The following is a 13777-nucleotide window of genomic DNA, read 5'->3' on the forward strand; positions in this document are numbered from 1 at the left end:
ATTAATGGATCTGAATACACCGCAGGAAATTATTGAAGATATTCGTCAGGGTAAGATGGTTATCCTGATGGATGATGAAGACCGTGAGAATGAAGGTGATCTGGTTATCGCAGCTGAGATGGTGCGTGCTGAAGATATCAACTTCATGGCGACCCATGCCCGTGGCCTGATCTGCCTGACGCTGACTCAGGAGCGTTGCGAGCAGTTGAACCTGCCGTTGATGGTACAAAGTAATGGTGCGCAATTCTCCACTAACTTCACTATGTCTATCGAAGCCACAGAAGGTGTAACCACGGGTATTTCTGCTGCTGACCGGGCATTGACCGTACGTACTGCGGTACGCCATGATGCTAAGCCTGAAGACATTGTTCAGCCGGGCCATATCTTCCCACTGATGGCGCAGCCTGGTGGTGTACTGAGCCGTGCCGGTCATACTGAAGCGGGTTGTGATCTGGCGCGTCTGGCGGGTCTGACTCCGGCTTCAGCTATCGTCGAGATCATGAACGAAGATGGTACTATGGCCCGTCGTCCTGATCTGGAAGAGTTTGCCCAGAAGCATGACCTTAAGATCGGCACTATTGCCGACCTGATCCATTACCGTACTACCAATGAACATACGGTTATCCGTGAGAGTGAAGGTACGCTGGAAACTGAGTTTGGTGACTTCAATTTCGCGACTTACCTGGACGAGATTCAGGGCTGTACACACCTGGCAATGTCACTGGGTGATATCAGCGAGGAAGAGCCTACGATGGTTCGTGTACATCTGCGCACCGAAGTATTGCGCGATGTCGTAGGTGTTGCTCAGACCGAAGAACTTAAATGGACTATGCGTCGGGCACTGCAAAAGATTGCCGAAGAAGGTAAAGGTGTTGTGTTGTTACTGGATACCGGTGAGCGTGTTGATCTGGGCGATGCCCTGAATCAGATGCTGAATACCGAGAAGAAGATCCGTCAGCATAATATCAGTTCATCCGGTTCTTTCCTGACGGTAGGTACTGGTTCGCAGATTCTGCGTGATTTAGGGGTGGGCAAAATGCGTGTGCTGAGTTCACCAATGAAATTTAATGCGATCTCAGGTTTTGATCTGGAGATCGTAGACTATGTTGCATGTGAAGAGTAAAGAATATGTCAGTTCAGTATATTGAAGGTGATTTCCTGACCGGTAATGGTCAGTACGCAATTGTTGTAGGTCGTTTTAACAGCTTTGTTGTTGAAAGCCTGCTGGAAGGTGCTATTGATACCCTGAAGCGCCACGGTGTCGCGGAAGACAATATCCGTGTTATTCGTGTGCCGGGTGCGTTCGAGATTCCATTGGCAGTACAGCGTTTAGCTGCGCAGAAGAAAGACGATGCGATCATCGCTCTGGGTGCAGTGATCCGTGGTGGTACGCCGCATTTTGAATATGTATCGGGTGAAAGCTCTAAAGGTGTTGCTCAGGTTTCTCTGGAGCACAATGTTCCGGTTGCGAACGGTATCCTGACCGTTAACTCTATTGAGCAGGCGATCGAGCGTTCCGGTACTAAAGCGGGCAATAAAGGTGCTGAAGCAGCACTGTCTGCAATAGAGATGGTTAGCTTACTGCGCCAGCTTGAGGTTTAAGATGAGCGATAGTCCTGCGCCTAAAAAGCAGAAAAAAGCCTCTCATACCGAGATGCGTCGTGCAGCGCGTAGCTTTGCGCTGCAGGCACTGTATCAATGGCAGATGTCTGGTAATGCGATCAATGATATTGAGTTGCAGTTCCGCATGGATAACGACATGTCAGGTACAGACCTGCCACTGTTTAGCGAACTGTTACACGGTGTGCCATCCAATGCGTCTGATCTGGATAAGTCTTTCGAGCCATTTCTGGATCGTAGCCTTGATGATCTTGATCCTATTGAGCGTGCGGTTCTGCGAATTGGTAGTTTTGAACTGATTCACCGTATTGTTGTGCCATATAAAGTCGTTATCAACGAAAGTGTTGAACTGGCTAAAATCTTTGGTGCTACTGAAAGTCATAAGTATGTTAACGGTATTCTGGATAAGCTGGCTGCCCGGGTACGAATGACTGAGATCAACGCTAAACGGGGTAAGTAATACTTCGATGGCGACGGATGAATTTGAGCTGATTCGGCATTATTTCTCTGAACTGGGTTGTGACCGGTCGGGTTCTGTTCGTCTGGGGGTTGGGGATGATTGCGCTATAATCGCCCCTCCTCATGATCGTGAGCTGGTGGTATCGATTGATACCCTGGTTGAAGGCACTCATTTTCTGCCTGGCACTTCTGGCGATAAAGTCGCTTCCCGATTGCTGGGAGCCGCCTTGAGTGATCTGGCGGCAATGGGTGCTGTGCCCGCCTTTTTTACCCTGGCACTGACGTTGCCAGAGGTTGATGAAGCTTGGTTGGCAGCCTTTAGTGGCAAGCTTGCTGAGTTGGCAAAACAGCATGCAGTGCAACTGGTGGGTGGCGATACGACGCGAGGCTCTCTTACGCTGAGCGTACAGGTACACGGCTGGACAGCTGTTGGAAAAGCGATTCAGCGCAGTGGTGCTAATGTGGGTGACAGAATCTTTGTTACCGGCACCTTGGGTGATTCTAAAGCGGGGCTTGAGACCTTACTGCAAAAAACGGTAGGTGAGCATGTACCCTATCTTCAGCAGCGTTTTTTTAGTCCTGAACCGCGCCTGACAACCGGTCAGATTATTGCCGATTATGCGACGGCTGCCATCGATATTTCTGATGGCTTGCTAGCCGATCTTAATCATCTGTTACAGCGCAGTCAGGTCGGCGCGATGATTAATCCTGCCGAGTTACCCATATCACAAACTTTGTATCGCTGGGTGGGTGAGAAACGTTCCCGAGAATGGGCGTTAACCGGTGGTGAAGATTTTGAGCTTTGCTTTACCGTACCCGCGTTACTTGAGCCTAAGTTGGCCTGGGCACTGCGTCATCATGATGTAGCCGTCACTTGTATTGGTCAGATTACCGATTCTCCGGGAATTGTACTGGCAGAAGATGGCCGTATCTGGCCTGTTGAGGCCGGTGGTTTTAATCATTTTACTGATGTGAAATAAGCGGAATAAACAGATGAATCATGCACCGGCTTCGGTTTGGAAGAACCCTGTTCACTTTTTGGCCTTTGGCTTAGGTAGTGGTGCGGTACCTAAAGCGCCGGGTACTTTTGGTACACTGGCAGCGATCCCATTCTTTCTATTAATGCAGCCTTTAGCCTGGCACTGGTATGCTTTGATTCTGGTACTGAGTTTTGTTGTAGGTATATATCTTTGTGGTAAAACCTCAGAGGATATGGGGGTCCATGATCACGGCGGTATTGTCTGGGACGAGTTTGTCGGTTACTGGATTACGATGTTCTTCGCACCGGCGGGCTGGCTGTGGATCTGCATCGGCTTTGTGCTGTTCCGTTTCTTCGATATCATCAAACCCTGGCCGATCGGTTGGGTAGATAAGCAAGTGCATGGTGGCCTGGGGATTATGCTGGATGACGTGCTGGCCGGATTTATGGCGTTGGCTTGCCTGCAGTTGCTGGCTTATTTCTTCTGATCTAATGAACCTCTAAACAAGGCCTGATCCTGCTCTGTAGGCTCTTAAACTTGCCATTAATGGTCTAAAAAGCGTTCCTTAACCTGTTTAAATCTCACCTATAATTCAGTTTAATTTCAGATAAGGCTGTTAACCTGAATTTGTAGCAATGTGCTGCCGTCGTGCATGCAGGCAATTACAGGTATGGATCAGGGGAGGCTGTTATGAGACTAAGACGCTTAGCTATTGTGCTGCTGACGCTGATTTTTTTTCAGCCGCTGGTGTATGCGCATCCTACCGTTTTTGAAAAACTGGATTATGAAACCTGTAGAATATTAGTGCAGCAAAAAGAGATTTTATCCCTGCAGCAGTTATCCGAGCGAGTTGTAGAAGTACGTCTTGGACGCATGATCGATATGACCTTATTAAAAAGTAAATCTGAATATATTTATGAGATGGAGATCGCAGAAGCAAATGGCGAGATTAGTTTCTTCTATATTAATGCAAGAACTGGTGATCTTGTTGAAAAGCTTGCCAAAGCACGGCAGAGTGTGAAGGACGTCTGGTTCTGGTCTACCAAACCAAGCGACAAATGATAAAGGTGAGCGAATGAAAAATTGGGGTGGCCGGCTGGCTTTATTACTTTGTATTGCTTCATTTATGGCCCGTGCTGACGGCCTGACAGTGCAATTCCTTGATTACGAAGCTTGTCGGAACTTGGTTCAGCAAGGTGAGATATTGTCTATGAGTCAGTTGATGGAACTCGTTAGTAGCCTGTCAGACGGCAAGATAATAGATACCCGGTTACTACAGAAGGAAGATCTCTATATTTATGAGATGGAGATTGCCGGAACTGATGGTATGGTGAAAATGTTATATGTTGATGCCCGTAGCGGAGCACTGGCGGAGTCGTTGATCGCCAATACTCAGTAGTATGGATAAGGGGAAATTATGCGTATCTTGTTAGTGGAAGATGATGCAGCGCTGGGGCCTGAACTAAAGACCTCGCTGGCCAGAAATGGCTATGCAGTAGATCTGGCAGTGAATGGTATTGATGCTGAGATCATGGGTAAAGAAGATATATACGATCTGGTTATCCTGGATCTGGGACTGCCGGATAAGCCGGGTCTGGAAGTGCTACGACACTGGCGGGCGCAAAAGAATAATATACCTGTACTGATACTGACAGCCCGAAGCGCCTGGCAGGAGCGGGTTGATGGTTTTGATGCAGGTGCCGATGACTATCTGCCAAAACCTTTCCATACCGAAGAACTGCTAGTGCGCATGACCGCTCTGTTACGCAGGGCTAACCAACAGATATCCTCGCAACTTGAAACCTCAGGTCTGACACTAGATGAGAATACTCAGTCTGTCATTCGGGATGGTGATGAAGTTGCTTTAACCGGTACTGAGTATCGTTTGCTGCGTTATATGATGCACAACCCGGGACGAGTGCTGTCAAAGCTTCAGCTGGTCGAGCACATGTATGATGACGGGGCTGAGAATGACAGTAATGTTGTCGAAGCTTATATCAAAATGCTGCGTAAGAAGATCGGTCGTGAAATGATTCAGACTAAGCGTGGTCAGGGTTACGTCTTTGGAGAGCCTCGTTGAGATCGATTCAATCTCGCCTTAACCTCAATTTTATTGTCATCACCCTGGTTTTGTTCTGTCTGTTCTGGGCCGGACAGAGCTGGTTTTTGCGCCAGATGGCCTACGACTTTGTTGCTGCCCGATTGTCCAGCGATGCTTATACCGTTTTAAGAGCCGTCGAAATGGATATTGGTGCCGGTTGGCGGGTCAATATCGATAACACGTCCTCTGTTTATCAGCAGCCGATGTCCGGCCATTATTTTCAGGTGGCAGTAGATGACAAGTGGTTTTTCTCACGGTCGCTCTGGGATGGTCGAATTCCCTATGATGAAGGTCAGGATATCGGCCAGGAAAATGTCCGACTGGTTGAGCAGAACCATAAACCTACGCTGGTCTACTCAAAAACCTTTATGAAGCAGGGGCGTGAAATTCAGGTAGTCCTGGCTGAAGATATCAGCACTATTGAAAGCTCTCTGAGTCAGTTGGGCTGGCTGTTAGCCGGGTTAGGCATTTCGGGCCTGATTATTCTGCTTACGCTACAGATATTTATTATTCGTAAGGGGTTGAGCTCCCTGCAGGATGTTAAGCGGGATCTCACCCGGTTGAAGGCCGGTGATATTCGTCAGCTTTCGCAAAGTACGACTACAGAAGTTGAGCCTCTGGTGACAGAGATTAACTATCTGGTACAAAATATGGAGCTGCGCCTGCAGCGCTCCCGTAATGCCGTCGGTAATCTGGCCCATGCGGCAAAAACACCTCTGACGGTAATTGACCGGCATATAGATACTTTGCTCGAACAAGAGATTCCTCAGGGGGAGGATATAAAAGAGCAGTCGCAACGGTTGCGGGGAATGATTGAGCGGGAGCTAACCCGGGCCCGGATCGCTGGTGCTGCACTGCCTGGTCAGCGGATTTATATCGAAGATGAGCTGGATAAGCTGGTGCGTACCCTGAAAGCTATTTATCGGGAAAAAGCATTAACCTTTGAGTTAGATATCAGTGCTAAAAGTTACTTTCCCGGAGAACGTGATGATCTGGTCGAACTGATGGGAAATCTGCTGGATAACGCCAGTAAATGGGCTGTCAGCCGTATTCATGTTAAAGCGCATATGGATGATCACTGTCTTGAGCTGGTGGTCTCGGATGATGGGCCGGGCATACCCGAAGATGCCCGTGAGCGACTAATGAATCGTGGTGAGCGACTCGATGAATCTACCATCGGCCATGGTTTGGGGATGAGTATAATCAGCGAAATTATCCGGCAGTATCAGGGACGCTTTTTTCTTGAATCCTCCGCTCGCCTTGGTGGTCTGGAAGTTCAGGTAATGCTACCCCGACGTGCCGATCTTGAGCTTCCTGACTAAAATTAATCTGAATATCCCTTTTATATTATGAGAATGCCCCCATTTCAGGGGTATGTGGAAAGCAATTCGGCTGTTAATATAGCCGCTTCTTTTCAGATCCAGGTGAAAAGCAATACGTTTGTTAAACTAGCCGCCTCTTTTTAAAGGCTGTGGAAAGTAATGCAACTGTTTAAGATAGCCACTCTTTTCAGGGGTATGTGAAAAGCAATATGGCTGTTAAAATAGCCACCTCATTTATTTGAAGGAATCAGTTAGTGTCCGTTAAGTATGTCGCATCATCCAAGCTGCCGACCCCCTGGGGTGTCTTTACTATGGTCGGATTTGAAGACCTGACATCTGGTAAAGAGCATGTGGCACTGACGTACGGTGAACTGGGACCGGATTCTCCTGTTCTGGCACGTATTCATTCCGAATGCCTGACCGGCGATGCTCTGTTCTCTTTGCGTTGCGATTGCGGCTTTCAGCTACAGGAAGCCCTGAAGCGTATTACCGAAGAAGGTGCCGGGGTATTGCTATACCTGCGTCAGGAAGGCCGGGGTATAGGTCTGCTGAATAAAATCAAAGCCTACCATCTGCAGGATGGTGGTGCAGATACCGTTGAAGCGAATGAACAGTTGGGCTTTGAAGCGGATATGCGTGATTACAGCATGTGCCAACAGATGCTGGAACATCTCAACATTAAGAGCGTTAACCTGATGACCAACAATCCGCGTAAAGTAAAAGCGCTGCAGAAGTATGGTTTGAATGTTGACCGGCGGGTACCACTGCAAGTGGGTAAGAACCGTCACAATGAAGAATATCTGGCGACTAAAATGGGCAAGCTGGGTCATATGATGACCGAGCACCATTTTCAGGATGAGGAATAATCCTTTATTCTGCTCAAAAGAAAACCGGCGATAGGCCGGTTTTTTTATGTCTGCATTTACTACCCGGAAAAACAATTAATATCTGGACGTTATAGGTAGCCAGCACCGGTACTTTACCAGCGCTTATAGTATGTCCGACACAGCAGCGATAATACCGGAACTATCGAGTCCGCATTCCTGCAGTTGTTGCTCACGTGAGGCATGCTCAATCCAGCGGTCAGGAATGCCCAGCGTCAGTAGCTTATTGTTGTAGTTTTTAGTGTGCAGGTACTCACTTACTTCAGACCCTGCACCACCTTTGACTGAGTGGTCTTCCAGGGTAATCAGTAAAGGATGATCGCTGACCAGCTGGTCAATCATCTCCTGGTCCAGGGGCTTAACAAAACGCATATCAACCAGAGTCAGATCAAGTTGTTCTGCGGCAATTGTCGCCTGCGGCAACAGAGGGCCGAAATTCAGGATAGCTGCTTTATTTCCCTGGCGGAGCAAAGTGGCTTTGCCCAGAGGGAGTGCGCTGATTGAATTCGCTATGTTGCCCCGGCCTGAACCGCGCGGATAGCGTACTGCGGCGGGTCCGCTATATTCATAGCCGGTCTGTAACAGGTTGCTGAGTTCCTGTTCATCAGAAGGCGTCATGATGACCATATCCGGTATGCAGCGCAGATAACTGATGTCGTAACAGCCTGCGTGAGTCGCGCCATCTTCGCCAACCAGCCCGGCCCGGTCGATGGCAAACAGAATATCGAGCTCCTGAATCGCCACATCATGGATCAACTGATCGTAACCACGCTGCAGAAACGTTGAGTAGATAGCAACTACCGGCTTTAGCCCCCGGTATGCCATACCGGCTGCCAGAGTGATTGCGTGTTGTTCTGCAATCGCCACATCAAAGTAGCGTTCGATGTAGGTGCGGGAAAATTCTACCAGCCCTGAACCCTCGCTCATGGCTGGTGTTATAGCAACGGTGCGCAGATCCTGATCAGCCTGTTGACAGATCCACTGACCGAAAACCGAAGCAAAGGTCGGTTGCTTTTTAGTTACCTTAGGTTGACCAATAGGCTCAATCTTAGTGATGGCATGATAGCCAATCGGATCTTTTTCAGCCGGAGCGTAGCCTTTACCTTTCACTGTAGTGATATGCAGAAACTGGGGTCCGGTGCCTGCCAGCGCCTGTTTAAGCGCAGGTAGTAACTGTTCAAAGTTGTTGCCATCAACCGGGCCGCTGTAATGAAAGTCCAGTGCTTCAAACAGCGCAGCGGTAGTGGCGCCCATCTTATCTTTCAGGTTCTTGGCCAGGTAGGTTGCCAGTCCCCCCTCATTATGGGAGATCGACATATCGTTATCGTTGAGGATAACCAACAGATCTGCACCGGTATGTGCCGCGTGGTTGAGGCCCTCAAAGGCCATACCAGCGGTCATGGCGCCATCACCTATGACGGCCACGGTTTTTCTGCTTAAACCCTGCAGCCGGTCTGCCAGGGCCATTCCCAGAGCTGCACTGACGGAAGTACTGGAGTGTCCGGTGCCAAAATCGTCATACGGACTCTCACTGATACGTGGAAACGGAGCAAGACCGCCTTTTTGGCGGATACTGAGTAGTGCTTCCCTTCGCCCGGTCAGGATTTTATGGGGATAACTCTGATGTCCCACATCCCAGATAAGGTGATCTTCTGGCGTCTCCAGCAGGTAGTGCAGGGCGATGGTTAATTCAGTGACACCAAGGCCGGCACCAAAATGTCCGCCGGTCTGGCCGACGGAATAGAGCAGAAAAGCGCGTAGTTGATAAGCCAGATCGGGTAGCTGAGCGGCGGTTAGCTCACGCAGGTCAGCAGGGCTGGAGATCTTATCTAACAGCGGGGTTGAGGGCCGGGTCTGGGGGATAGTGTAAAACATAGTCTTAACAGGCCTTAATATTCACGCTCAACAATGTAGTCTGCCAGCCAGTGTAACGGCTGGGCGGCTTCACCGAAGCTATCGATACTAGCATGGGCCTGTTGATTGAGTAGGGCCAGTTTTTGTTTAGCGCCATCCATGCCCAGTAGTGCAGGATAGGTTGATTTCTCTGCAGCCAGGTCCGATCCCTGGGGCTTTCCGAGTACTTCGGTATTGCCTTCAATGTCGAGAATGTCGTCTTTAACCTGAAATGCCAGGCCGATGGCGCCGGCGTAGGTTAACAGAGCATCCAGATTTTCCTGAGTTGCATAGGTGCTGGAGAGCGCGCCCATTTCAATACTGGCACTGATCAGTGCACCGGTTTTGTGCCGATGCATCAGCTCCAGTTGATCTGTCGAGATAAGCTTACCTTCATTGCTGAGATCGATAGACTGGCCACCGACCATGCCAAGATAGCCACTGTCGCGGGCCAGAATGCTGATCATTTTTAAACGCAGGTCTGCCGACAAACCATTGTCCTGACTCAGCAGATCGAATGCTAAAGACTGTAAGCCGTCACCGGCAAGAATAGCGGTGGCTTCATCAAAGGCGATATGACAAGTGGGTTTGCCGCGGCGCAGATCATCATCATCCATGGCTGGCAGATCATCATGAACCAGAGAGTAACTGTGAATCGCTTCAATCGCGCAGGCTGCTGAATCCGCATGATCCAGCTTTCCGCCTAATAGTTGGTTAGCCATGTAAACCAGCACTGGTCGTACTCGCTTACCGCCGTTAAATAGCGAATAGTGCATCGCCTGACGAACTTGCTCGGCTGCACATGGGGTCTTCAGTATCAGCTCAAGCTGTTGCTCTACCCGTTGCTGATAATTACCTAGCATCAGCTTAGTATCCATTACTTATTCCTCAGGCAGATCGAAGGGAATCTCTTTTAGCTCCCCATTTTGTTGAATTAGCATCTGCACTTTTTGTTCTGCCTGAGCGAGAATAGACTGACAGTCCCGGGTTAAGCGGACACCCTGTTCAAAGGTTTCAAGCGATTGTTCCAGCGATAGTTCGCCCTGTTCCAACTGGTTGACCATGGTTTCCAGCTGGGTGAGAGAGGTTTCAAAATCAGGTGTTTTTTTCTTTGCTGGCATGAGAATTTTCCAACGGTTGGAACAGTTTAAAAGAGCGACAAACTACCGGACATAGCAGTAGCGGTCAATCTGAGCAATAAATTGTACTCTAAACAGAGGGATATAGGTGAACCCGGTAATTTTTTTGATACTATCTAGTCAGCGAAGGCGCCGATAAAGGCCATTATCTTCTCTGCGGACAATAACGAGACAGAATTTCGCTGTTAACATTTTTCGACGTACAACCAGTATGTCTGTAATTGTTGCCTTGATCTTCGATCTCTATGAAAGCCTGAGGCGTAAGGGATTTATTAGCATCTTCCCTAATGTTTTATGGCTATGTGGGCGATAACAGGTGTTACATCGGTGCTGTTAATCTTGCAGCTAGCGATAACTAATTTATAAAACTGGGGATTATAAGTGGATATAGCGACGCTCATCGGTATTTTAGGCGCATTTGGTATCGTAGTTGCCGCGATGGTAACCGGAGGCGATGTTGGGGTGTTTGTCAACGTTCCCTCAGCGCTGATCGTTCTGGGCGGTAGTCTTTTTGTTGTCATGATGAAGTTCCCACTGTCGCACTTCCTGGGTATTGCCAAAGTTGCAGGTAAAGCGTTCAAATTTAATTCAGTTAAGCCTGAAGACATTATTGCTGAAACGGTTGATCTGGCTGATGCCGCCCGTAAAGGCGGGTTGTTGTCGCTGGAAGATAAAGAGGTTACCAGTGACTTTATGCAACGGGGTATTCAGTTGCTGGTGGATGGTCATGATCCTGAAATAGTAAAAACGCTGCTTAATAAAGAGAAAAACCTGACCACCGAACGGCATGATTACGGTATCGATATTTTTAAAGCGATGGGTGATGTCGGGCCTGCAATGGGTATGATCGGTACACTGGTAGGTCTGGTACAGATGCTATCCAATATGTCGGATCCAAAATCGATCGGCCCGGCGATGGCGGTTGCTCTTTTGACTACACTCTATGGCGCGATGCTGGCAACCATGTTTGCTCTGCCGGTGGCAGATAAGCTGGATGCACGTAAATCAGAGGAAGAACTCAATCAGGCTTTAATTATTGATGGGCTGCTGGCTATACAGGCGGGTCAGAACCCTCGGGTAATTGAACAGATGTTACGTAACTATCTGCCAGAAGCTAAACGTGCAGCGGCTGCTGAAGGTTAAAGGGGCAGATTCGGATGAGTGATGAAGAACATAAATGTCCTCCTTGTCCTGCGGGTCTGCCGGGGTGGTTAGCAACCTTCGGTGACCTGATGTCACTGCTGATGTGCTTCTTCGTACTGTTGCTCTCATTTTCTGAGATGGACGTACTGAAATTTAAGCAGTTAGCAGGCTCAATGCGCGAAGCGTTTGGTGTTCAGAACCAGGTGAAAGTGCAGGATATTCCAAAAGGCACCAGTATTATCGCGCAGGAGTTTAGTCCCGGACGGCCCGAGCCGACCCCTCTGAATGAAGTTCGGCAGATGACCACAGATAATGATATGCAAACCCTCGACGTCCGAACCGAGGAGGGTGAGTCAGAGGTCAGTGATAAGCAGGCGGGAGAAACCGCCGAACAGTTGCAACAGATGCTGGAGCAGTTAGAAGCTCAGGCTGAAGCTCAGGCAAAAGATGAAGCGGTAGAATTTGCTGCAGCGCTGCGTCAGGAGATAGGTCAGGGTAGTGTCGAAGTTGAAACCAACGGTAAGAAAATAATTATCAGGGTGAAAGAGAAAGGCTCTTTCTCCTCAGGATCAGCTGAACTGAAGTTTGCATATATACCGGTAATGGCAAAAATCCGGGATGTACTGTTAACCGTTACTGGCAATGTGGCTATTGAAGGGCATACAGATAATATCCCTATATCGGGTGGCCGGTATGAGTCTAACTGGGGGCTGGCAACTGCCCGGGCATTAGCGGTGGGACATGAGCTGTTTGCTGACCGACGTATTGATCAGTCTCGTTTTACGATTGTTGGATTAGGCGATACTAAACCGATGGCACCCAACAATACTGCGGATAACCGCAGCCTTAACCGCCGGGTAGAGATTATTATTCAGAAAGGTAATGATCCTGAAGCCTTGAAAAAGCTGCAAACCCAAGAACCGGGTGATGATAACTTTGGTCCATTGGAGCCCCAGGAAGTATTTTAAGGTTGAGTTAGAATCGACAGACAATAAAAAACCCGGCAATGCCGGGTTTTTTTTAAGCTCTGAAATGGACTTACTTAGAGTTATCCAGCATGTGCTGGATAGCGGCTTTCATTTCGCCATCAGTACAGTCCATGCAAGTGCCTTTAGGAGGCATGCCGTTGATACCGCTGGTTGCAGTCGCTACAAGAGCATCGATACCTTTAGCGGCGCGTGGAGCCCACTGATCAGCTTTACCTACAATTGGAGCACCAGCAGCGCCAGTCATGTGGCATGCCATGCACTTAGTGTTGTAAACAGTTGCGCCATCGCGTTCGGCCATCGCAGCAACAGGAGTCATCAGCATAGCAGTCACTGCCAGGATCATAGTCTTTTTCATTTTTACACTCACCTTAATTCAAAATCCCAATCGGTTTTACCGGTTTGAACCGGCCCCGTAAATTTGGTTAACGCAGTTTATTCGCTTGGGGTACATACTGTAAATACCTCAAATGGTATGAATAGAATCTGAATCAATGAAAGCGCGATCTGCAAAATGTCGGTGAAAACCTACAGATTCATGGCGTAGAGTGCCTGATTATGCTGGTTAGTTACCCTGGCCTTTTCCTGTAGCCGTTGCTCATTAAAGCGCTTCAAAATGGCTGTGGATTGAGTCGCTGGTAGTTCGATGAGTGCAATAACCTGTTGTTCTGTATGCCCATCTTTTAACAGCTGTGTGATTTTATGTTCAATGGAATTCATCGTCATTGTTTTAAACCTTTTCATTTATTTGCCGATATATGATCCATGAATTTTGTTACAGAGTTATTGCAAGACGCTAATATCCCAGAAAAAATGGGGGTTTTTGTTGTTGTTTGGGTACAGAATGGTATATGTTCTATTTATTACTCAAATTGAGGAATTTGTTTGAGTGGGCCCTGCGCGGATAGGATGCATTGCGTGCAGAAAATGAAACACGGGAGTTAACATGGATAAAAACACTGCATTGAAGGCTGGCTCGAACCAAAATAAATCTTCATTTTTAGGAGGAGGTATGCCAACTAGCCTACGTGCCAGTTATGATGCAGATGAACTGGCTCAAAAGCTGGGGTTTGTATCTTTTTCAACGGATTTTCTGATTCGTTGTTATCGAGTTTTTGATGGCGATATTAAATCAGCGATCATCTTTAATGTTATTTCCCTGTGGGCTTTGCGTCAGCGCGAAGAAACAGAGGCGAGCCAGGAGGTTGCTGGTTTTTCCTGTAATAACCACTCGATCAGTATCGCGACGG

The 13777-nt window shown here is 48.3% G+C and carries 18 protein-coding genes; 13 read left to right on the forward strand and 5 right to left on the reverse strand.

Going from position 1 to position 13777, the window contains the following annotated elements:
• Nucleotides 1-4 precede the first annotated feature (4 nt).
• The 10 genes from ribBA to ribA all read left to right on the forward strand — a co-directional run bounded on the left by ribBA (nt 5) and on the right by ribA (nt 7348).
• Complete coding sequence (ribBA, locus tag EHS89_RS18830) at nt 5-1123, forward strand: bifunctional 3,4-dihydroxy-2-butanone-4-phosphate synthase/GTP cyclohydrolase II (RefSeq protein WP_124927720.1); 1119 nt, start codon at nt 5-7, stop codon at nt 1121-1123.
• Between the two features lie 5 nt (nt 1124-1128).
• Nucleotides 1129-1602, forward strand: coding sequence for a 6,7-dimethyl-8-ribityllumazine synthase (ribH, locus tag EHS89_RS18835; protein ID WP_124927721.1), 474 nt, complete (start codon nt 1129-1131; stop codon nt 1600-1602).
• A 1-nt stretch (nt 1603) separates the two neighbouring features.
• Complete coding sequence (gene nusB, locus EHS89_RS18840) at nt 1604-2080, forward strand: transcription antitermination factor NusB (protein WP_124927722.1); 477 nt, start codon at nt 1604-1606, stop codon at nt 2078-2080.
• A gap of 7 nt (nt 2081-2087) precedes the next feature.
• Nucleotides 2088-3059, forward strand: coding sequence for a thiamine-phosphate kinase (gene thiL / locus EHS89_RS18845; protein ID WP_124927723.1), 972 nt, complete (start codon nt 2088-2090; stop codon nt 3057-3059).
• 13 nt (nt 3060-3072) lie between these two features.
• Nucleotides 3073-3546, forward strand: a complete 474-nt coding sequence (locus EHS89_RS18850) for a phosphatidylglycerophosphatase A family protein (protein WP_124927724.1) — start codon at nt 3073-3075, stop codon at nt 3544-3546.
• A 203-nt stretch (nt 3547-3749) separates the two neighbouring features.
• Nucleotides 3750-4121 (forward strand): PepSY domain-containing protein, encoded by a 372-nt coding sequence (locus tag EHS89_RS18855; protein WP_124927725.1) that lies wholly within the window; start codon nt 3750-3752, stop codon nt 4119-4121.
• A gap of 13 nt (nt 4122-4134) precedes the next feature.
• Nucleotides 4135-4458: a PepSY domain-containing protein gene (locus tag EHS89_RS18860; protein WP_124927726.1), complete on the forward strand. Its 324-nt coding sequence runs from the start codon at nt 4135-4137 to the stop codon at nt 4456-4458.
• 18 nt (nt 4459-4476) lie between these two features.
• On the forward strand, nt 4477-5139 hold the full coding sequence (locus EHS89_RS18865) for a response regulator transcription factor (protein WP_124927727.1): 663 nt from the start codon (nt 4477-4479) through the stop codon (nt 5137-5139).
• Nucleotides 5136-6482: an ATP-binding protein gene (locus EHS89_RS18870; protein ID WP_229753585.1), complete on the forward strand. Its 1347-nt coding sequence runs from the start codon at nt 5136-5138 to the stop codon at nt 6480-6482. The genes EHS89_RS18865 and EHS89_RS18870 overlap by 4 nt, the downstream gene beginning before the upstream one ends.
• Nucleotides 6483-6736: 254 nt before the next feature.
• A complete protein-coding gene (gene ribA, locus EHS89_RS18875) occupies nt 6737-7348 on the forward strand; it encodes a GTP cyclohydrolase II (protein WP_124927728.1) in 612 nt (203 codons plus the stop codon).
• Nucleotides 7349-7471: 123 nt separating this feature from the next.
• On the opposite strand, the gene dxs is transcribed toward ribA, so the two are convergent.
• Genes dxs through EHS89_RS18890 form a run of 3 tightly spaced genes read right to left on the reverse strand, consistent with a single transcriptional unit; the run spans nt 7472 to nt 10380 of the window.
• Entirely contained in the window at nt 7472-9241 is a 1770-nt protein-coding gene (dxs, locus tag EHS89_RS18880; RefSeq protein ID WP_124927729.1) for a 1-deoxy-D-xylulose-5-phosphate synthase, read from the reverse strand.
• 14 nt (nt 9242-9255) lie between these two features.
• On the reverse strand, nt 9256-10137 hold the full coding sequence (locus EHS89_RS18885; protein WP_211340371.1) for a polyprenyl synthetase family protein: 882 nt from the start codon (nt 10135-10137) through the stop codon (nt 9256-9258).
• Nucleotides 10138-10140: 3 nt separating this feature from the next.
• Nucleotides 10141-10380: an exodeoxyribonuclease VII small subunit gene (locus EHS89_RS18890; protein ID WP_124927730.1), complete on the reverse strand. Its 240-nt coding sequence runs from the start codon at nt 10378-10380 to the stop codon at nt 10141-10143.
• 399 nt (nt 10381-10779) lie between these two features.
• Between EHS89_RS18890 and pomA the strand changes: the two genes are divergently transcribed.
• Both pomA and EHS89_RS18900 read left to right on the forward strand, forming a co-directional pair.
• The gene (gene pomA / locus EHS89_RS18895; RefSeq protein ID WP_124927731.1) at nt 10780-11541 is read left to right on the forward strand and encodes a flagellar motor protein PomA; all 762 of its coding nucleotides are present in this window, start codon (nt 10780-10782) and stop codon (nt 11539-11541) included.
• Between the two features lie 14 nt (nt 11542-11555).
• Nucleotides 11556-12509: a flagellar motor protein MotB gene (locus EHS89_RS18900; protein ID WP_124927732.1), complete on the forward strand. Its 954-nt coding sequence runs from the start codon at nt 11556-11558 to the stop codon at nt 12507-12509.
• A 70-nt stretch (nt 12510-12579) separates the two neighbouring features.
• Here EHS89_RS18900 and EHS89_RS18905 read toward each other — a convergent pair whose 3' ends face one another.
• Nucleotides 12580-12885, reverse strand: coding sequence for a c-type cytochrome (locus tag EHS89_RS18905; protein WP_124927733.1), 306 nt, complete (start codon nt 12883-12885; stop codon nt 12580-12582).
• 170 nt (nt 12886-13055) lie between these two features.
• Nucleotides 13056-13253: a hypothetical protein gene (locus EHS89_RS18910; protein WP_124927734.1), complete on the reverse strand. Its 198-nt coding sequence runs from the start codon at nt 13251-13253 to the stop codon at nt 13056-13058.
• A 220-nt stretch (nt 13254-13473) separates the two neighbouring features.
• On the opposite strand from EHS89_RS18910, the gene EHS89_RS18915 reads away from it, so the two are divergent.
• On the forward strand, nt 13474-13777 hold a 304-nt coding region (locus tag EHS89_RS18915; protein WP_148091904.1), incomplete at its 3' end, for a hypothetical protein.

The organism is Amphritea balenae, assembly GCF_003858655.1.
In the GTDB taxonomy this organism is placed as follows: domain Bacteria; phylum Pseudomonadota; class Gammaproteobacteria; order Pseudomonadales; family Balneatricaceae; genus Amphritea; species Amphritea balenae.

What these genes read in the sequence shown, in the direction of transcription:
- ribBA (WP_124927720.1), top strand. Translation starts at nt 5, where the DNA reads ATGGATCTGAATACACCGCAGGAAATTATTGAAGATATTCGTCAGGGT.
- ribH (WP_124927721.1), top strand. Translation starts at nt 1,129, where the DNA reads ATGTCAGTTCAGTATATTGAAGGTGATTTCCTGACCGGTAATGGTCAG.
- nusB (WP_124927722.1), top strand. Translation starts at nt 1,604, where the DNA reads ATGAGCGATAGTCCTGCGCCTAAAAAGCAGAAAAAAGCCTCTCATACC.
- thiL (WP_124927723.1), top strand. Translation starts at nt 2,088, where the DNA reads ATGGCGACGGATGAATTTGAGCTGATTCGGCATTATTTCTCTGAACTG.
- EHS89_RS18850 (WP_124927724.1), top strand. Translation starts at nt 3,073, where the DNA reads ATGAATCATGCACCGGCTTCGGTTTGGAAGAACCCTGTTCACTTTTTG.
- EHS89_RS18855 (WP_124927725.1), top strand. Translation starts at nt 3,750, where the DNA reads ATGAGACTAAGACGCTTAGCTATTGTGCTGCTGACGCTGATTTTTTTT.
- EHS89_RS18860 (WP_124927726.1), top strand. Translation starts at nt 4,135, where the DNA reads ATGAAAAATTGGGGTGGCCGGCTGGCTTTATTACTTTGTATTGCTTCA.
- EHS89_RS18865 (WP_124927727.1), top strand. Translation starts at nt 4,477, where the DNA reads ATGCGTATCTTGTTAGTGGAAGATGATGCAGCGCTGGGGCCTGAACTA.
- dxs (WP_124927729.1), bottom strand. Translation starts at nt 9,241, where the DNA reads ATGTTTTACACTATCCCCCAGACCCGGCCCTCAACCCCGCTGTTAGAT.
- EHS89_RS18885 (WP_211340371.1), bottom strand. Translation starts at nt 10,137, where the DNA reads ATGGATACTAAGCTGATGCTAGGTAATTATCAGCAACGGGTAGAGCAA.
- EHS89_RS18890 (WP_124927730.1), bottom strand. Translation starts at nt 10,380, where the DNA reads ATGCCAGCAAAGAAAAAAACACCTGATTTTGAAACCTCTCTCACCCAG.
- EHS89_RS18900 (WP_124927732.1), top strand. Translation starts at nt 11,556, where the DNA reads ATGAGTGATGAAGAACATAAATGTCCTCCTTGTCCTGCGGGTCTGCCG.
- EHS89_RS18905 (WP_124927733.1), bottom strand. Translation starts at nt 12,885, where the DNA reads ATGAAAAAGACTATGATCCTGGCAGTGACTGCTATGCTGATGACTCCT.
- EHS89_RS18910 (WP_124927734.1), bottom strand. Translation starts at nt 13,253, where the DNA reads ATGACGATGAATTCCATTGAACATAAAATCACACAGCTGTTAAAAGAT.